Annotated in this window: 19 protein-coding genes; 3 read left to right on the forward strand and 16 right to left on the reverse strand. The window is 69.1% G+C overall.

Annotated features, from left to right (window positions below; genetic code table 11):
* Window positions 1-116: 116 nt before the first annotated feature.
* From ACIRG5_RS10630 to ACIRG5_RS10660, 7 genes are all read right to left on the reverse strand, one after another.
* A complete protein-coding gene (locus ACIRG5_RS10630) occupies window positions 117-689 on the reverse strand; it encodes a hypothetical protein (protein WP_402903219.1) in 573 nt (190 codons plus the stop codon).
* A gap of 48 nt (window positions 690-737) precedes the next feature.
* Window positions 738-1292, reverse strand: coding sequence for a hypothetical protein (locus ACIRG5_RS10635; RefSeq protein ID WP_402903221.1), 555 nt, complete (start codon window positions 1290-1292; stop codon window positions 738-740).
* A gap of 5 nt (window positions 1293-1297) precedes the next feature.
* A complete protein-coding gene (locus tag ACIRG5_RS10640) occupies window positions 1298-1888 on the reverse strand; it encodes a hypothetical protein (RefSeq protein ID WP_402903224.1) in 591 nt (196 codons plus the stop codon).
* Window positions 1885-2490, reverse strand: a complete 606-nt coding sequence (locus ACIRG5_RS10645) for a hypothetical protein (protein ID WP_402903227.1) — start codon at window positions 2488-2490, stop codon at window positions 1885-1887. Before ACIRG5_RS10645 ends, ACIRG5_RS10640 begins: the two co-directional genes overlap by 4 nt.
* An 82-nt stretch (window positions 2491-2572) precedes the next feature.
* Window positions 2573-3133 carry a hypothetical protein gene (locus ACIRG5_RS10650; protein WP_402903230.1) on the reverse strand — a complete coding sequence of 187 codons (561 nt, stop codon included), beginning with the start codon at window positions 3131-3133 and terminating at the stop codon, window positions 2573-2575.
* A gap of 29 nt (window positions 3134-3162) precedes the next feature.
* Window positions 3163-3735, reverse strand: coding sequence for a hypothetical protein (locus ACIRG5_RS10655; RefSeq protein WP_402903233.1), 573 nt, complete (start codon window positions 3733-3735; stop codon window positions 3163-3165).
* Window positions 3736-3799: 64 nt separating this feature from the next.
* Window positions 3800-6109, reverse strand: a complete 2310-nt coding sequence (locus ACIRG5_RS10660) for a sodium-translocating pyrophosphatase (protein ID WP_402903236.1) — start codon at window positions 6107-6109, stop codon at window positions 3800-3802.
* Between the two features lie 192 nt (window positions 6110-6301).
* On the opposite strand from ACIRG5_RS10660, the gene ACIRG5_RS10665 reads away from it, so the two are divergent.
* Window positions 6302-8623, forward strand: coding sequence for a DEAD/DEAH box helicase (locus tag ACIRG5_RS10665; protein WP_402903239.1), 2322 nt, complete (start codon window positions 6302-6304; stop codon window positions 8621-8623).
* Window positions 8624-8854: 231 nt separating this feature from the next.
* A complete protein-coding gene (locus ACIRG5_RS10670; RefSeq protein WP_402903242.1) occupies window positions 8855-9628 on the forward strand; it encodes an aminoglycoside adenylyltransferase domain-containing protein in 774 nt (257 codons plus the stop codon).
* A 457-nt stretch (window positions 9629-10085) separates the two neighbouring features.
* Here ACIRG5_RS10670 and ACIRG5_RS10675 read toward each other — a convergent pair whose 3' ends face one another.
* The 9 genes from ACIRG5_RS10675 to ssd form a co-directional block, all read right to left on the reverse strand.
* Window positions 10086-10706: a bifunctional DNA primase/polymerase gene (locus tag ACIRG5_RS10675; protein WP_402903245.1), complete on the reverse strand. Its 621-nt coding sequence runs from the start codon at window positions 10704-10706 to the stop codon at window positions 10086-10088.
* Between the two features lie 196 nt (window positions 10707-10902).
* On the reverse strand, window positions 10903-11328 hold the full coding sequence (locus ACIRG5_RS10680) for an Rv3654c family TadE-like protein (RefSeq protein WP_402903248.1): 426 nt from the start codon (window positions 11326-11328) through the stop codon (window positions 10903-10905).
* Window positions 11325-11624, reverse strand: coding sequence for a TadE family type IV pilus minor pilin (locus ACIRG5_RS10685; protein WP_402903251.1), 300 nt, complete (start codon window positions 11622-11624; stop codon window positions 11325-11327). The genes ACIRG5_RS10680 and ACIRG5_RS10685 overlap by 4 nt, the downstream gene beginning before the upstream one ends.
* A 10-nt stretch (window positions 11625-11634) precedes the next feature.
* Window positions 11635-11796, reverse strand: a complete 162-nt coding sequence (locus tag ACIRG5_RS10690; RefSeq protein ID WP_319976031.1) for a DUF4244 domain-containing protein — start codon at window positions 11794-11796, stop codon at window positions 11635-11637.
* A gap of 9 nt (window positions 11797-11805) precedes the next feature.
* Window positions 11806-12333, reverse strand: a complete 528-nt coding sequence (locus ACIRG5_RS10695; protein WP_402903254.1) for a type II secretion system F family protein — start codon at window positions 12331-12333, stop codon at window positions 11806-11808.
* Complete coding sequence (locus tag ACIRG5_RS10700; protein ID WP_402903257.1) at window positions 12330-13100, reverse strand: type II secretion system F family protein; 771 nt, start codon at window positions 13098-13100, stop codon at window positions 12330-12332. Before ACIRG5_RS10700 ends, ACIRG5_RS10695 begins: the two co-directional genes overlap by 4 nt.
* On the reverse strand, window positions 13094-14203 hold the full coding sequence (locus ACIRG5_RS10705) for a TadA family conjugal transfer-associated ATPase (protein WP_402903260.1): 1110 nt from the start codon (window positions 14201-14203) through the stop codon (window positions 13094-13096). Before ACIRG5_RS10705 ends, ACIRG5_RS10700 begins: the two co-directional genes overlap by 7 nt.
* 383 nt (window positions 14204-14586) lie before the next feature.
* A complete protein-coding gene (locus ACIRG5_RS10710) occupies window positions 14587-14814 on the reverse strand; it encodes a hypothetical protein (protein ID WP_402903263.1) in 228 nt (75 codons plus the stop codon).
* Window positions 14811-15845, reverse strand: a complete 1035-nt coding sequence (ssd, locus tag ACIRG5_RS10715) for a septum site-determining protein Ssd (RefSeq protein WP_402903266.1) — start codon at window positions 15843-15845, stop codon at window positions 14811-14813. The genes ACIRG5_RS10710 and ssd overlap by 4 nt, the downstream gene beginning before the upstream one ends.
* A gap of 447 nt (window positions 15846-16292) precedes the next feature.
* Here ssd and ACIRG5_RS10720 point away from each other — a divergent pair, with 447 nt between their 5' ends.
* Window positions 16293-17087, forward strand: a complete 795-nt coding sequence (locus ACIRG5_RS10720; RefSeq protein ID WP_402903268.1) for an HAD-IB family hydrolase — start codon at window positions 16293-16295, stop codon at window positions 17085-17087.
* Window positions 17088-17441 lie beyond the last annotated feature (354 nt).

The following is a 17441-nucleotide window of genomic DNA, read 5'->3' on the forward strand; positions in this document are numbered from 1 at the left end:
CGGTTCCCAGGCCCGCCAGTGTTGCCCAGCGTCGGCCGAAAAGCACACCATCCGTCATGTCTCCGCGACGCCCGTACGACGAGACAGAGTGACACAACCTTGCCCGACCGCCCCGCTCAGGCCGCCGGCCAGGTGCTCATCGCCACTCCCTGAGGAGGGCTTCCGACCAGCTCAGCGAGCCGCGCCAGCCTTCGCCGGCCGGTCACCCGCAACGCGGGTGCCCATACCAGGGTGCACGGAAGTCCGGATGCGAGCAGCGCATTTTGCAACGGTGCGTGTGTCTGCGGTGCGTTGGGGTCCAAACCGAGCAGGTACGCGGACTCCATCCAGCTGCCCGCCGCCAGCGCCCAGACGCGCAGCACTGCTCCGTTCAGCTCGAAGTCCGGCGGCACCGTCTTGGCGGTTCCGTCCAGCCAGCGGGCGGCCAGAGGGGTGAGATCGGTGCGGAACGGCGTGCGGACGAAGTGCGTTCCCGCCTCGTTCACGCACAGCTCAGTCGTCACCCCGCGCTCGGCGCAGGCCTGCTTGAGAGGGCGCAGTCGCCACTCGTCGCGCAGTTCGGTGTACACGCGGGCGGCTGTACCGCGCGCGAAGCTGACGGCCTGACCCGGCCCGCAGAGGAAGCCGGCGAGGTCCGCCTTGGCCGGGGTTCGTGCCTCGGCCGAGAAGAAGGACAACTGCCCCACCACGGCCCACAGGGTAGAACAGACGTTCGAGTGTGACCAGTGGGACAGTTGTTACTGACCGAGCTCCTGCCCCTTCGACCTGATCTCCGAGCACGGTGCCGACCTGCCTATCGCCGCTGCGTACTTCGGCCGCTTCTGCAGTTCCTGGAAGGTGGCGCGGAGATCTTCCGGACTGGTCACGACGTTCGTGTCGGCCAGCACCTTCTCGGCGCCCTCCAGGAACTGGGCGTCAGGCTCCAGTGCCTGGACGGGAGCCTGCGCGTCGCCGTACGACTTCGCGGACTCCGTGACGAACTTGACCAGCCGTTCGTGCACGTCCCTGAGGTCCTCTTCGGGCGCGCCGAGCTCCTTCAGCCTCTTCTCGGCGGCGGTGAACGCGGTGGTGTTGGACGAGACGAGTTTCACGTACCCGTCCTTGACCGCGGCGACGTTCGCCGGATCCTGTTTGCGCAGCTCAAGACCCGCTTCCAGGCCCGGAAGGACACCACCGCAGAACGCGTCCACCCACTGCCGCTGCGCGTCGGTGATCGGCTTGTCCGCCTCCGTTCCGCAGGCGGTCAGCACGACGGCACCGGTCAGCAGGGCAGCGAGCAGACGAGTCCTCACCCGGCCTAGTTTCCCCCGGACTGCTTCGCCAGCCCCTGCCAGGCCTTGCACACCTCGTTCGCACGGAACGCCTCGGTGTACTTCGGGGTCGTCTCCAGGATCTGCTTGAACAGCGTCCCCACGCTGTCACCGCTGCTGCCGACCATGATCTGCTTGTACCGCTCGGGGAACTTGTCGTCCGCCGCCTGCGCCCGCAGCCGCGCCGAACTGTCGTCGAAGGTCTTGGCCTCGTTGCGCAGCGCGCTGACCAGCCGTTCGTGCAGGCTGCGCACGTCCGACCCCAACGGGCCGAGTTTCTGGAGCTCATCCGCCATGTGCCGGTTCGACACCGCTGCTCCAGCCGTCCAGGCGACCACGGCCTCCTTGACGGCCTCCATGCCCTCCTGGGCCTTGCCCTGGAGCTGGAGTCGCGCGGTCTGCGTGACGCCCATGGGTCCGCAGTAGGCCTCGAACCAGGCCACCGGATCGGCACCGGGCACGTCCGCCGTCGTGGTGGTCGCCGGTGCGGCCTGCTGGACCGGAGCAGGTGGTGGCGTGCTGCAGGCGGTGATCGCGGCGGCGCTCAGCACGGCCGCGAACAGGCGAAACGTCGTCACTTGCCGAGCATCTTCCCGAGCTTGGTGCGCATCTCGGTGCACTCCGGCGCCTTCGCGACGGCGTCCTTGAGCTTCGGGTCCGCGTCGAGCTTCTTGATCTGGTCGGAGAGCTTCGACGGGTCCGCGGCGTCGCCACCGACCTTCTCGACCTGCGCCATGAAGTCGGGCGCGGTCGCGTCGATCTTGCCGATCTGCTCGCGGACCGTCACGTACTCCTTGGCACCGTCGCCGAACATCTTGACCAGCTCGTCGTGCATGGCCTGGTGCTCGGGGCCGGGCGCGCCGACCTCCTTGAGCTTCTTCTCCGTGTCGGCCATCGCCTTGCCGCCGGTGTCGAGCAGCTTGAGCATGCCCTCCTTGATCGCGGGAGGGTTCTCGGCGTTGGCCGCGACGACGGTGATCAGCTCGATCGCGCCCGTGAGCACCGGCGTGGTGCCGGCGCAGAACGCGCCCGCCCACTTCACCGGGTCGGCGCCGGTGGCGGTGGTCGTCGTGGTCGTGGGTGCGGCGCTCTGCGTGGACGGCGCGGCGCTGGTGCCGCAGCCCGTCACGGCGAGGGTGAGGCCTGCGCAGGCAGCAGCGATCGACAAACGTGCGTTCACGGTGAAATCCCCCAGGAAATGACTAACCGGACCGCCGAACAGTACACGTTCGGGCGATCCGGTCAGCCGGGCTTCTCGCTCGTCAGGAGGTAGGGGGAGACGTCTGAAGACCCTTGCAGTTGTTGGCTTTCTGCGCGGCCGTGGCCAGGCCCGTCTCGTCGAACTTCTTCTGCACGTCGGCGCCCGCCTTCTCCAGTTCGCTCGCCCTGGCGACCATCTCCGTGAAGGCGGTGATGGCCCCGGTGGCGTCCGTCGAGGCGTCGAGCTTCGACCTGGTGTCCGCGAGCAGGGTCCTGATCTGACCCATGCCGTCCTGCGCGGCGGTGGCCAGCTCCTTCGACTTCGGGTGCGGGCCGTTCTCCAGGCCCTTGAGGTCCGAGATCGACTTGTCGACCGCGGCGACCTTGGTGCCGAGCCAGTCGGACAGGCCCGTCTTGAGCTTCGCCGGGTCGCTCATGTCGATCGGCGGCTCGTCGGACATGGCCTTCGCGGTGCCGTCGACGGCACCGCAGACCTTGTCCATCCACGCCACGACGTCGGCCTCACTGGCGGTGGGAGAGGCCGACGTGGACGAACCTCCGCTGCTGCACGCGGTGGCCGCGAGCAGACAGCACGTCAGAACTGCGAGGACTGTGCGGCGCATGGGCCGGAAGTTACTCCGGACGGTCTCGCTCAGCTCGTCGGCGTGACGTTGAGGCGCTGCATCGCCTGGCACTGCTGCGCCGACTGCGTGGCCTTCTGCAGCTCGGGAACGTCCTTGAGGTCGCGCAGCGGGTCGGCGAGCTCGGAGAGCTTGGCGATGGCCTCTCCGGCGGCCTGGAGGCCTCCGGTGGCGTTGTTGGCGTCCGCCTGCTCGACCTTGGTCTTGGCGTCGGTGAACACGGTGCCGAGCGAGGTGAACGTCTCGGCCATCTTGTTGACGGCCTCCTCACCGCCCGCGACGGGCGACGGGCCGACGTTCTTGAGGCCCTCGGCCGACTTGGTGAAGGCGTCGGCGAGCTGGCCCATGTACGCGGCCATGTCGGCCTTGAGCTTGGCGGAGTCGCCGGCGTCGAACTTGGGGGCCGTCTTCTCGATCTTGGCGAACTCGGATGCGGCGCCGCACACCTTGTCCATGTAGGCGACGGCCTCGGGGCTGGCCGCGCCACTGGTGGGCGTCGATGAAGTGCCGGAGTTGCCGCCGGTGGTGCACCCGGCCAGCGCAAGGGCGGCAACAGCGGCAGTGGCGACGAGGCTGCGCCTCATGTCGTAACTCCTCGGTCGGGGTACGTCGGGGGAAGACCCGAACGTACCCCGACCAGAGGTGGATCTACGCGGCGCCGTTGCTGACGGACTCCGCGGGCGAGTCCGCGATCGAGGTGCCGCGGCGCTTGGACACGACCACCGCACCGACGATGATCAGGGTCGCGACCAGGGCGATCGCGATCCGGATCGGGTCGGACGCGCTGTCACCGATGGAGAAGGTGACGATGGCCGGCGCGATCAGCACCGAGACCAGGTTCATGACCTTGATCAGCGGGTTGATGGCGGGGCCGGCGGTGTCCTTGAACGGGTCGCCGACCGTGTCACCGATCACCGTGGCGGCGTGGGCGTCGGAGCCCTTGCCACCGTGGTTGCCGTCCTCGACCAGCTTCTTCGCGTTGTCCCAGGCACCACCGGAGTTGGCCAGGAACACCGCCATCAGCGTGCCGGTCGCGATCGCACCGGCGAGGTAACCGGCCAGCGGGCCGACGCCGAGGCCGAAGCCGACGGCGACCGGGGCGAGCACCGCCATCAGACCCGGAGTCGCCAGCTCACGCAGCGAGTCCCTGGTGCAGATGTCGACGACGCGGCCGTACTCCGGCTTCACCGAGTAGTCCATGATGCCCGGGTTCTCGCGGAACTGACGGCGCACCTCGAACACGATGGCGCCGGCGGCACGCGTCACGGCGTTGACCGCGAGGCCCGAGAACATGAAGACGACAGCCGCGCCGATGGTGATGCCGACGAGGATGTTCGGGCTGAACACCAGGTTGGTGAACGACACGGGCAGGTCGCCCGCGACGTTGCCGACCTTGGCGATGGCCTGCTCGATCGCGTCGCGATAGGAGCCGAACAACGCCGTCGCGGCGAGCACCGCCGTCGCGATCGCGATGCCCTTGGTGATGGCCTTGGTGGTGTTGCCGACCGCGTCGAGCTCGGTGAGGATCTGCGCGCCCTCGCCGTGCACGTCACCGGACATCTCGGCGATGCCCTGCGCGTTGTCGGAGACCGGGCCGAAGGTGTCCATCGCGACGATGACGCCCACGGTCGTGAGCAGACCACAACCGGCGAGCGCGATCGCGAACAGCGAGACGACGACCGAACCGGACAGCAGGAACGCGCCGTACACGGCGGCACCGATGACCAGCGCGGTGTAGACGGCCGACTCGAAACCGACCGAGATACCGGACAGGATCACCGTGGCGGCACCGGTCAGCGAGGTCTGGCCGACCTCCTTGACCGGCTTGTGCTCGGTGCCGGTGTAGTAGCCGGTCAGCCAGAGGATGACGCCGGCCAGCACGATGCCGATGATCACCGCGACGGACGCGATCAGCGCGGGGTTGCCGCTGACGCTCTTGATCTCGTTGCTGATGCCGCCGAGGTCCGCGAAGGAGCTCGGCAGGTACGAGAACGCCGCGATCGTGCACAGCACAGCGGAGATGACCGCGGAGATGTAGAAGGAGCGGTTGATGGCGGCCAGGCCGTTCTCGCCCGCCTTCGCCTTGGTCGTGTACACGCCGATGACCGCGGTCAGCACGCCGATCGCGGGAACGATCAGCGGGAACAGCAGGCCCTGCACGCCGAACGCGGCGGTGCCGAGGATCAGCGAGGCGACCAGCGTGACGGCGTAGGACTCGAACAGGTCCGCGGCCATGCCGGCGCAGTCACCGACGTTGTCACCCACGTTGTCCGCGATGGTGGCGGCGTTGCGGGGGTCGTCCTCGGGGATGCCCTGCTCGACCTTGCCGACGAGGTCGGCACCGACGTCGGCGGCCTTGGTGAAGATGCCGCCACCGACGCGCATGAACATCGCGAGCAGCGCGGCGCCGAAACCGAAGCCCTCCAGGACCTTCGGGGCCTGACCCGCGTACACGAGCACGACCAGCGCGGCTCCGAAGAGACCGAGGCCGACCGTGGTCATGCCGACCACACCACCGGTGCGGAACGCGATGCGCGTCGCCTTTTCGCGACCGCCTTCTTCGTTCGCTGCGGCGGCGACACGCACGTTGGCGCGCGTGGACAACCACATGCCCAGGTAGCCGATAGTCGCCGAGAACGCGGCACCGACGAGGAAGAACAAAGATCGGCCGATTCGCTCGGCCAAATCATCCGCCGGTAGCGCGAACAGCAGTACGAACACGATCACGACAAAGATGCCGAGCGTGCGGAACTGCCGGTTGAGGTAGGCCGCTGCGCCCTCCTGAACCGCCTTGGCGATGTCCTGCATCTTGGGGGTGCCCTGGCCTGCGGCCAGCACCTCCTTGAGCAGCACGTACCCGACGGCGAGAGCAGCCAGGGCGACCACGGCGACCACGGCTACGACGCCGCGATCACCCCCGGAGAGCTCAAGGCCCTCCGCGAGGAATTGCCGGGACATCCGTCCTCCTGGTGAGTTGCCATGTGCAGCGCCAAGGCAGACCAGCCGCCCAGCGCGACGTGACGCATCCCTCATTGGATGCGATGAGCGGGGAGTCTAGGGGTTGGTTGCAACGAGGCAACGAAACGTCCCGATCCGTGCACACACCGTTATCTGCGCAGGAAGTCGAGCACGGCCCGGCCGGGACTGTCGGTGGTGTATGCGAAGCTCGATCTCGTGGTGGATCAGGGACGCCGGTTGCTGGACCGCGTGCTGGCGGGTGTGCCCGCCGGGGAGTCACCCCTCACGCACGCGCGCGATCTGCCGTTGCGCCAGGCAGATCACGTGGAGTGGCCTGCGTGGACGGCTCTCCCGGTCGTCGAGGCGTTCGTCGAGACGGGTGTGCGTGAGCCGTGGCGGCACCAGGCGGAGGCCGCGACGCTCGCGTGGTCCGGGCAGCACGTGGTCCTCGCGACGGGCACGGCGTCGGGCAAGTCACTTGCCTACCAAATGCCCGTGCTTTCCACTCTTTTGGCGGACACGAAGGCCACCGCGCTGTACCTGTCACCGACCAAAGCCCTTGGCGCGGACCAGCTCCGGTCGCTCGAGGAACTGGGGATCAAGGGGGTGCGCGCGTCGGCCTACGACGGTGACACCCCGATGGCCGAACGCGACTGGGTCAAGGCGCACGCGAACTGGGTCTTCACCAACCCGGACATGCTGCACCGCGGAATCCTTCCGCAGCACCCGAAATGGCTGCGGTTCTTCCGTCGGCTGAAGTACGTGGTGATCGACGAGTGCCATTCCTATCGCGGCGTCTTCGGTTCGCACGTGGCGTTGTTGATGCGCCGGCTGCGAAGGGTCGCGCGCAAATACGGCGCGGATCCGATCTTCGTTCTGGCATCGGCCACAGTGGCTGATCCTTCTGGTTCGGCGGAGCGTTTGCTCGGCGTTCCCGTTTCCGCTGTAGTGGACGACTTTTCGCCGCGTGCGTCGCGCACGGTCGCGTTGTGGGAGCCCCCGCTGACCTCTCTGGAGGGTGAGAACGGCGCTCCCGTCCGGCGCTCGGCGGGCGCGGAGACGTCGCGGATCCTGGCCGACCTGGTGGTCGAGGGCGCACGGTCGCTCGCCTTCGTGCGCTCGCGTCGTGGCGCGGAGCTGACGGCGATGGGCGCGCAGCGAATCCTGTCCGAAGTGGACGGTGAGTTGCCCGGCCGGGTGGCCGCGTACCGGGGCGGGTTCCTGCCGGAGGAACGGCGCGCGCTGGAGAAGTCGCTGTCCACGGGCGACCTGCTCGGCGTCGCGACCACGAACGCGCTGGAGCTCGGCGTCGACATCGCCGGGCTGGACGCGGTGGTGGTGGCCGGTTTCCCCGGCACGCTGGCGTCGTTCTGGCAGCAGGCGGGCCGCGCGGGGCGGTCAGGGGACAGCGCTCTGGTCGTGTTCGTGGCGCGCGACGACCCGTTGGACACGTACCTGGTGCACAACCCGGCCGCGGTGCTGGACAGACCGGTCGAGGCGACGGTGCTGGACCCGCTGAACCCGTACGTGCTGGGGCCGCAGCTGGCCTGCGCGGCCTCCGAGATGCCGTTGACGCCAGCCTGTCTGGAGGACTTCGGCGGACCGCTCGCGGAGGCGGTGCTCGCCGAACTGGTGGCGGAGAAGCTGCTGCGCAAGCGGCCTGCCGGGTGGTACTGGGCGTCGCACGACCGCCCGCACGCCGGAGTGGACATCCGCGGTTCCGGCGGTGATCAGGTCGCTGTCGTGGAGTCGGACTCCGGCCGGATGCTCGGCACGGTCGACCCCGGATCCGCCTGCTGGCAGGTGCATCCCGGCGCCGTGTACCTGCACCAGGGGCGGGCGTACGTGGTCGACGAGCTCGATCTGGACAGCGGGCTCGCGATGGTCCACCGTGAGGACCCGGAGTGGACGACGCAACCGCGTGACTGCGTGGACATCACCGTGGTGCGCGAGATCGAAAGCACCGACTTCGGCGGGGTGTCGGTGTGCCTGGGCGAGGTGGAGGTGACGACGCAGGTCGTCGGCTACCTGCGGCGGCTGCCGTCCGGTGTGGTGCTCGACCAGATCCCGCTGGACCTGCCGGAGCAGACGCTGCAGACCCGTGCAGTCTGGTACACGGTCGACGAGTCGCTGCTGTTCGACGCGGGTGTGGAGGCGAAGCGGATCCCCGGCGCCCTGCACGCCGCCGAGCACGCGGCGATCGGCCTGTTACCGCTGTTCGCGACGTGCGACCGGTGGGACATCGGCGGCGTGTCGACGGCCGTGCACCCGGACACGGGGATGCCGACGGTGTTCGTGCACGACGGCCATCCCGGCGGTGCGGGCTTCGCTGATCGAGGCCATTCGGCGTTGCGGGCGTGGCTCTCGGCGACGCGGGCGGCGATCAGCGCCTGTGCGTGCCCGATGGGCTGCCCGTCGTGCGTGCAGTCGCCCAAGTGCGGCAACGGCAACGATCCGCTGGACAAGGCCGGTGCCGTGCTCGTGCTGGACGTGGTGCTGGGCAAAATCGCCTGACCGGGTGGCTTCCGCCCGGCTACCTTGACGGTGTGACCGCAAGCAGCTGCAACGCCACCAACCGAACCCGTCGCGCCCAGCGCGGCTGAGCCCGGACGCTGCCGTGTGCAGGCACGGCTGATCGGCCCGACGTGCCCACGGTCCGATCGTCCCGACGCGCCACATCGCAGTGGCGTCCTGGTGCTCCGCCGCGCCCGTCCCCTACTGGCCACGGGTTCATTGGAGTCTGCTTTGTTCACGCCCTTTGCTGATCTGAACGCGCTTCTCGCCGACCTCGTCTCGTCCGTGCGCGAGATCCTCGGCCCCACCTACGTCGGCGCGTACCTCCAGGGCTCGTTCGCTCTGGGCGCCGGTGACGTCCACAGCGACTGCGACTTCATCGTCGCCTGCACCGAACTGCCGTCCGGCGAGCGTGAAGCCGGGCTTCGCGCCCTGCACGACGAGATCCCGACCCGTCCCGGCCGTTGGTCGACCGAGATCGAGGGCTCGTACGCCGACGTGGAGTCACTGCGCTCGGTCGCGGGCCTGGGAGTTCCGTGGCTGTTCAACGACCACGGCGCGCGGACCTTGGTGTGGGATCTGCACTGCAACAGCCCGCACGCACGCTGGATCCTGCGCCATCACGGCATCGTGCTGGACGGCCCGCCGATCACGTCGCTGGTCGACGAGGTGCCTGCTTCCGCTCTGCGTTCGTCGATGCGTGCCGAGCTGCCGCACGTGCTGACCGGCATCGAGGAGTGGGCGCCGATGGACAACGCCTGGACACAGCGCTACATCGTCTCGGCGTACTGCCGCACGCTCTACACCATCCACACAGGAGAGGTGGAGTCGAAGCGCGGCGCCCTGTTGTGGGCGAAGAAAATGCTCGATCAGCGGTGGCACCCGCTGATCGAGCAGGTCCTGCAGGACCGGAACCTCGGCTGGCACGCCGACGCGGTTCCGCGGCCCGGATCCATGGAGGAGACCTTCGCTTTCGCTTCCTACGCGGAAACTCTCCAGCTCTAGGTCTACCACTTTTCCGTGGGGCGCGGCGGGGGCTCACGGGTACCCCCGCCGCGCTCTCCACGTGCCGAACACTGTGTTCCCGCCTGCTACCGCTTCGTGACCGGATCCCTTGGAACATCGGTGGAATCTGGTTCGTTCGTCTCGACAGGACACGCGGGAGGCGACGGTGTCGACTGTCTGCTGACGAACTCCGGGGAGGAGCCGGCTTCACCGACCGCGGCAGAGCTGGCGCCCTGCCACTAACGTCCTCGGTCCGGTCACTGTTGCGGGAGGCTGTCCTTCGGGGTGCGTGTTCGGCTTTTCGCCCGGTCCTCCGACCACCCCCGACGTGCGGGGTGCGGGGGCCGATCATCGGATCGGGCTTGGTGGAACGGCCGTGCAGGGCATCGCCTTCGGGGTTGTCGGGGAGAGTCCACGACGACACCCAACACGGCCGGGCTTGTTTTTCAGTTGTGGGTCAGACGGTTTCGAGCTGGAAGCGCGCCGGGGCGTGCACGGCCTCGACGAGCGCGTCCTGCACGACGTGTGCCTCCGGCAGGTTCCAGCCGCAGACCTGCGGCTTGACCCGCCAGTGCACGACACCGTGCGCCATGGTGGTGGGGGGCAGCGGGATGTACTCGCCCTTGCCGTAGAGGTGCACGTCCGTGTTGTTGGCCAGCTCGGCGTTGAGCTTCGAGCCGGACTTCACCAGGAACATCCACCGGCCGGACGGGGTCGCGGCGATCGGCACGGGAACACCGATCTGTCGCAGTGCGACGGCCGCGCGGTGACCGAGGCCTGCGCCGACCTCGATCGCGTCCACCACGTGACCGGTGGCGACGAGAAGGCTGTAGGAACGACCCGCCCACCACGTGGCGACCTGGTCGGGACGGGTCCCGATGCGGTCCACCCAGTCACGGTGCACGGGGATCGGGCCGTGCAGTTCGAGGCCGCTGCGACCCGCCCACTGCGTGACGCCGTTCTCAGTACCGGCCGGATAGGTGCCGGGCAGTACGGGCCAACCGCGGTACGCGAGGCTCACGGCCTCGGCACGCAGTTCGATGCGGAAGGCCCCGCGCCAGCTATCCGACCAATCCATCTTTCGTCGCCTTCTTCCCAGGCTCTGACTCGACATCGACAAGGTGTCGGTTTTCGTAGGACACCGCGTCGGTGCCGCCACTACAACTAACGACACCGGCACCGGCCTCCGTAACCCCCGCTCGACAACTGGTAGCTACGGGACGGCGAACGTCATTTGCTTGACCGGGCAACTGAACTGTTCGCGTTTGGTTCGATCACCGTTCAGCATGTCCCGGCACCGATGTGAGTCCGCTCACCGCTGTGAGCCGACCGCTCGTCGCGCTCCAAACGCTTCGATCTTCAGCCGGACCTGCCCTGGCGCGGGCGTTCACCGGGCCGAACGGCGTAGTCGCCGAGACCTCCACAACCACCTCCCATCCGCTCACCGCGCAGCTCGTCAGCTCGGCCCGGTTCTCCGAGGCCACTCGTTTTGCCTGCTCACAAGCACTTTCATCGCTTTCGGCGAGACGAGCGGCAGCCGCGAGCGCCGCCAGGTCGGCCGCACCGGTGACCCGATGCCGCGCGACGACCGCCGCCCCGATCCGCGCACCGGCCACCACGACGATGATCAGCAACAACATCGCCACCACACCGCTCACCGCGGCCGAACCGCGATCGCCGCCGGACCGTTCACCGTTCATCGCGGCTCCGGCACGGCGAACGCCCGCGCGCTGAGCGGCAGGCCCAGCGGTCCGCGTTTGCTGACGACGACCTCGATCGCATCGGCTTGGGTGTCGATCACGACGTTGGCACCGGACGCGATCTGCCCGGCCGCCTCCTCACCGCGCCGCTGTTCACCGCGCGCCGTGAGCCGTGCCGCTTCTCTTGCCGCGTCGGCGCACCGCATCTGCTCGGTGACCGCCGTCAGCCCGTTCGCCCCCAACCACATGGCCACCAGCAACGCGCTGACCGCGATCGCCGCCTCGACCGTGGCCATGCCCCGGTCATCAGACCGAAGACAGCGCACGCTGTATCAGCCCTTGTAGCTGGTTCTGCATGAAGTCGCTGGTGAGGAGCACGTACAGCAGACCGGCGAACGCGGCCGCCGCCAACGTCCCGATCGCGTACTCCACCGTGCTCATGCCGCTGTCGTCGTCGAGCAGTTCCATCTGCTTCTCCTAGTTGAGGAATTGACCGGCCAGGCCCAGCACCACCGGCGCGACGCCGAGGCACAGGAACGCCGGCAGGAAACACAGCGCGAGCGGCGCCGCCACCGCGACCGCGGCCCTCTGCGCCTTCGCTTCCGCGTCGTCGCACGCTTCCGACCTGGTCCGCTCGGCGAGTTCGGCGGTCTGCCGGGCGAGTGCCGCCCCGGACCGCGCGGTCCGTCTCGCGGCCCTGGCGAGCAGCGCGGTGGCGGGCTGGTCGAGCGCGGCCGCCCACGCCGTGACCGGATCAGCGCCCAGTTTCAGCAGTTCGGCGACCTGGCTCAGTTCTTTCACGTCCACCGCTTGAATCGCGGTGGGCACCGGCAACCCGGCTTTCAGGCACGCGGCCAGCAGATCCCAGGCCGCGGCCCGTTCGAACGGACCATCTGGTTTCTTCTCGTCGTGCGGCGGGTCGTGGACTCGGGGCTTCAACCGATCAATCGATCGTCGCGGCGTGGGTGCGAGGAGGACCGCCAGTGCGAGGAAGAGGAACGTCACGGCTCCACCTCCGTGATCCGCTGCGTCCACCACACCCCTGCCGCCACGAACACCGCTCCCAGCGCCAGCAGGAACTGCCCCGCCACCGTGCTCGTGAGCACGTGAAACGGCCGCGCACCACTGAACTCGCCCAACAACACGCCGACCACCGGCAACACCGCCAGCACCGCCGCACTCGCCCGCGGCCCGGCCATCCGCGCGTGCACCTGCCGCGCGAACGCCGCCCGTTGATCGAGATCACGCCTCGTGGCGTCCAGAACCTCGGCCAACGCCACACCGTGCTTCGCCGACACGTGCCACGCCTTGGCCAGCTGATCCACCGCCTTGCCGAGCAACGGCTGCCGCAACTCGCGCAACGTCCGTTCCACGTCACCACCGAGCCTCGACGTGGCCGCCGCCGCTTTGAGCACCTCCTTCGCCGGTGCCGGGGTGTCCTCCGCCGCGCCTTCGGCCGCCTGAGCCGGGTGGGCACCCGCTCGCAGCTCGTCGATCACGCCGCCGAGTCCGTTGCTCAGCGCTTCGGTCGCCCGCCGGAGTGCGATGTTTCGCTTGTGCTGCTTGAGGATGCTCCGGCCCGTCACTCCCAGCACGACACCGGCGATCAGTCCGCCGACGCCCGCCACGAGATAGGTGACCGTCGCCGCGGCCGCCGGCCAGATGTACGGCGGTACCACGATTTCCCTGTTGCGCCGCGGCCTGAGCCTTCGGATCGGTTTGAGTTGCGGCCAGACGATCAGCGCCGTTGCCAGCAGCAGAAGGCTCAGCACAGCAACTCCTTCTCGTGCCACCCGTGCTCACGCGTCCAGACAGGACGAACCGTGAGTTCGTCGTCCCGTTCGAACACCCCGATCTCGTTGAGGTACCGGGAGTTGTTGTCCCGCCGCATGTGCAGCACGATCCGCAGCGCTGCTGAAACCTGACTGTGCAGCGCCTGCAGCGAGAGCCCGCCCAAGGCGCCGAGGGCCTCCAACCGCGCGGGCACCTCGGCCGGCGAGTTGGCGTGCAACGTCCCGGCGCCCCCTTCGTGCCCGGTGTTCAACGAGGTGAGCAACTCCCGCACCTCGGCCCCGCGCACCTCCCCGACCACGATCCGGTCGGGCCGCATCCGCAGGGCCTCCCGCACCAGTTCCCGCGTGGTGACCTCGCCCGCACCCTCGACGTTCGCCGGCCGCGCGGTGAGCCGCACGAACTGCGGATGGTCGGGCTTCAGCTCGCTGGCGTCCTCCACGCACACGATGCGTTCCTTCGGCGAGACGCATCCGAGCAACGCCGACAGCAACGACGTCTTGCCCGACCCGGTACCTCCGATCACCAGAAACGCCATGCGCTTGCCGACGATCGTCCGCAGCGTCTCCGCGATCTCGGCGTCGAACGTGCCGAGTTCCTGCAGCGCTTGGAGGTCGTGCGTCGCCGGCCTGAGGATTCGCAACGACAGGCAGGTGCTGTCCGCGATGGGCGGCAACACGGCGTGCAGCCGGACTCCGCTGCCCGGCAACCACCCGTCGACGCACGGCGAGGCATCGTCGAGCCGTCTGCCCGCGGCGACCGCCAGACGTTGCGCGAGGCGCCGGACCGCGTCTTCGCCGGGAAAGGTGACGCCGGTGCGGCGCAGTCCCGTCGTGCCGTCCACCCAGACCTGGTCCGGCGCGGTGACCAGCACGTCGGTGGTGCCGGGGTCGGCGAGGAGCGGGTCGAGCGGACCGGTGCCGCTGAACTCCTGGCGCAGCACCTGGAGTGCTTCGAGGACGTCGGAGTCGGCCAGGACGCCGCCCGCCTCGGAACGGACCGCGTGGGCCACGACGGCCGCGGAGAGTTCCATGTCGGCACCGGCCAGGCGGTGCCGGACCCGGTCGATCAGGGCGGAGGTCATGTCACGCGCCTCGCCAGCTCGGCACGCCTTGCCGCGCAGGAGATCTGGAAGGCGATCAAGGCGCAGGTCCCGGAACCGGGCGCGGCGCTCATGTCGCGGCCTCCGGGCGGCGGGCGTGGCGGCCGTAGGTGATCTCGCGGCCGGTCAGGCGGAGCCACGTCTCCTGGCACCAGATCAGGAAGCGGTTCACTTCGGTTCCTCCTTGTCCTGCTTGAAGATGAAGCGAGGTGGATAGAGACGGCCGTACACGACGAGGTTGCGCAGCATCCGACACAGGATGCGGAGGCGGATCACGGATGAAGTTCCTTCCGTGCGAGGGAAACCTCGTGGCGGCAGGAAAACAGGAGTCGCAAGCCACGAGCGGAGGTGTCTGACCGCAGAGGTCAGCCAGGAGGAAGAAAGACGGCCTGGCCCGGAGACCCCTCTGCGGCAACGAATCGGCCAGGCCAACGGGGGCGCGGGACCAGTTCTGGTGTCTCGCGGAAAACCGGAACGCAGCCGCAGCCGAGTTGGTCGATCGGCTCGACCTCCGCGTCGCCTGACGAAAGCGCGGCGTACTCGGCCTCGGCCGCACCAGTTGCGGCCACGTCCGCCGCGGTCGGGTCGGTCATGGGCGGAGCTCCTTCAGCACCACGCGGGCCGCCGTGGCGAGCGGGCCCTTCGGGTTGCGCGGGAAGCGGCCCCGTTCCAGCACCTCGGCCAGGCCCGGCTCGGCGCGCATGGAGGTCAGCAGCGGGATGCCGATCACCTCGGCCATCTCGCCCGGCTGGAGGTGGCCGGGTGACGGGCCGCGGACCACCAGGCGGAGGTTGCGGCCGTGCGTCAGGAGGCGGGAGGCGACTCGGCCGGCGGCCGCGGTGGCCCGGACTTCGGCCGGTACCACCAGGATCGTCAGGTCCGTGCGGTCCAGCGCCGCGGAGGCGGAGGCCGTGGGGAAGCGCGGCAGGTCGCAGATCACGGTGCAGCCCGCACGGCGGCCCGCGTCGAGGACTGCCGCCACGGCTGCCGGTTCCGGGTCCGGGGCCGCTCGGTCGCAGGCCAGGACGCTCAGGTTGCCCGAGGTGGGCAGGGCCGCTCGCAGGGCCGACATCGGGACTCTGCCGCCGGTGGCGTGCACGCCAGGCCAGCGGGCGCCCTTGTCGGACTCGGTGCCCAGGGCCAGGTCTATGCCGCCGCCCAGCGGGTCGCAGTCGACGAGCATCGCCTCGCCGCCGGACTCCACCGCCTCGCGGCCGCAGGCGATGGCCAGGGTCGAGGCGCCGGCGCCTCCACGGCCGCCGATGAACGACACCACCCGGCCCCGGTCCGACGGCGGGCCCTCGCCCAGGTCCGTCAGTGCCGTCACCAGGGAGCGGCCTTCCACCGGGAGTTCGAGGACGCCGTCCGCGCCCAGTGCCACGGCCGGGGCCCAGGGCGGGTCGCCGCCGTGGACGACCAGGACGCCGGTGCGGCGGGGGAAGCCCGCGTCCAGGCAGGCCGAGACCGCGGCGGGGTCGAGCAGGACCAGGGGCGCGGAGTGCCATTGCGAGCGCAGCGACGTGACGTCCGGGGCGCAGGAGAGCGGGCAGTCGGCCGCGGCGGCCACGCGGAGGACCTCGTCGAGGAGGTCCTGGTCCGTGAACAGGGCGATGGGGTGGGTCATGGGATCCACGGTGGCCAGTCGTGAGGAACGACACAACGGGCGTAGATCCACATGTGGACAAGTCAGCGACTGTGGACAGGTCGCGATCTTGGAAGCCTTGCAGGGCCAGAAGTGTCGGACCCGTGTGCGACGCTGAAGGGTTGGGCGCACGTGCCTCGGGCAAGAGCCGCAGAGGTCCAGCCGCACCCGCCGGAAACGGGGTCCGGATATGGGACGACCCCCGCCAGGGGGGAGGGACGGGGGTCGTCAATGGTTCAGTCCCGGGGGGTCGGACTGAACCCGTCCGTCGAACCGGACTCACCTACTGTATCCCCATGCGCCAGTGCCGCGCGCAACTTCCGCAACAGCCGCGGGCCAAGTTTCGGTAACCGTGCCGCACAACGGTTTCGTACACGAACGAAATGCCGCCCGAACGGCCTACTGGCGAGTACACCTAAGCTGAGCCACATGAGCCGGATCGCCGCCTTCTTCGACCTCGACAAGACCGTGATCGCGAAGTCGAGCACGCTGGCGTTCAGCCGCCCCTTCTTCCAGGAGGGGCTGATCAACCGCCGCGCGGTGCTGAAGAGCGCTTATGCGCAGTTCGTGTTCATGCTCGCCGGCGCGGACGCCGATCAGATGGACCGCATGCGGGCGCACATCACGGCGCTCGCCGCCGGCTGGGACGTCGAGCAGATCCGCAGCATCGTCAGCGAGACGCTGCACGACATCGTCGATCCGCTCGTTTACAAAGAAGCGACGCAGTTGATCGCCGACCACAAGGCGGAGGGCCACGACGTCGTCATCGTCAGCGCGTCCGGCGAGGAACTGGTCGCCCCCATCGCGCAGATGATCGGGGCGGACTACAGCGTCGGCACGAAGATGGTGATCCAGGACGGCCGGTACTCCGGCGAGGTCGAGTTCTACTGCGCCGCCGACAACAAGGCCGTCGCGATCAAGCAGCTCGCCGCCGAGCACGGCTACGACCTCTCGAAGAGCTACGCCTACTCGGACAGCGTCACGGATCTGCCGATGCTGGAGGTCGTCGGCCACCCGACGGTCGTGAACCCGGACCGGGGCCTGCGCCGCATCGCCGTCGAGAAGGACTGGCCGGTGCAGCAGTTCGTCGACCCGGTGAGCCTGCGCTCGCGCATCCCCACCCCGTCGGGCAGGGCGGTCGCGGTCACGGCCATCAGTCTCGGCGCCGTCGCGGCGGCCGGCGCGGCCTGGTACGGCCTGCGCCGCAAGCGCGGCCGCGACTGAAGTCAAGCCCGCGCGCGAGAAAATCACCGAAGGTGACCTGTACCGGCGAGTAGCGGCAACGCGCCGCGCACGTGGTGCCCGCGTGAGTGCACGGCACCGCCCTGGCGGCGGTACCCGAATGCGAACACGCGCTCACAAATCCAGAAACGCCAGTACTTTCACTACTGAACGTGGCTTGAACGGTGCACCCGTCCGAGCCCTTGCTGTGACCGGGCCCACGCACTTAAATGGGTGGTGCGGACCTCGGGTCGGCCAGGGACCAGACGAAGAGAAGTCAGGATCCACCCCGGCCAAGCTCCGTGCGCGGACTTCGAGTACCCACGCGCAGCACGCCGCGGGAGGCTTGTCGTCTAG

Origin of the sequence: Lentzea sp. NPDC102401 (assembly GCF_044765805.1) — a bacterium.
Lineage (GTDB): Bacteria > Actinomycetota > Actinomycetes > Mycobacteriales > Pseudonocardiaceae > Lentzea > Lentzea sokolovensis.

Excerpts from the sequence above, each read along its gene's own strand:
- ACIRG5_RS10685 (WP_402903251.1), bottom strand. The coding sequence starts at position 11,624 with ATGGCCACGGTCGAGGCGGCGATCGCGGTCAGCGCGTTGCTGGTGGCC.
- ACIRG5_RS10655 (WP_402903233.1), bottom strand. The coding sequence starts at position 3,735 with ATGAGGCGCAGCCTCGTCGCCACTGCCGCTGTTGCCGCCCTTGCGCTG.
- ACIRG5_RS10675 (WP_402903245.1), bottom strand. The coding sequence starts at position 10,706 with ATGGATTGGTCGGATAGCTGGCGCGGGGCCTTCCGCATCGAACTGCGT.
- ACIRG5_RS10650 (WP_402903230.1), bottom strand. The coding sequence starts at position 3,133 with ATGCGCCGCACAGTCCTCGCAGTTCTGACGTGCTGTCTGCTCGCGGCC.
- ACIRG5_RS10660 (WP_402903236.1), bottom strand. The coding sequence starts at position 6,109 with ATGTCCCGGCAATTCCTCGCGGAGGGCCTTGAGCTCTCCGGGGGTGAT.
- ACIRG5_RS10720 (WP_402903268.1), top strand. The coding sequence starts at position 16,293 with ATGAGCCGGATCGCCGCCTTCTTCGACCTCGACAAGACCGTGATCGCG.
- ssd (WP_402903266.1), bottom strand. The coding sequence starts at position 15,845 with ATGACCCACCCCATCGCCCTGTTCACGGACCAGGACCTCCTCGACGAG.
- ACIRG5_RS10705 (WP_402903260.1), bottom strand. The coding sequence starts at position 14,203 with ATGACCTCCGCCCTGATCGACCGGGTCCGGCACCGCCTGGCCGGTGCC.
- ACIRG5_RS10680 (WP_402903248.1), bottom strand. The coding sequence starts at position 11,328 with ATGAACGGTGAACGGTCCGGCGGCGATCGCGGTTCGGCCGCGGTGAGC.
- ACIRG5_RS10710 (WP_402903263.1), bottom strand. The coding sequence starts at position 14,814 with ATGACCGACCCGACCGCGGCGGACGTGGCCGCAACTGGTGCGGCCGAG.
- ACIRG5_RS10690 (WP_319976031.1), bottom strand. The coding sequence starts at position 11,796 with ATGGAACTGCTCGACGACGACAGCGGCATGAGCACGGTGGAGTACGCG.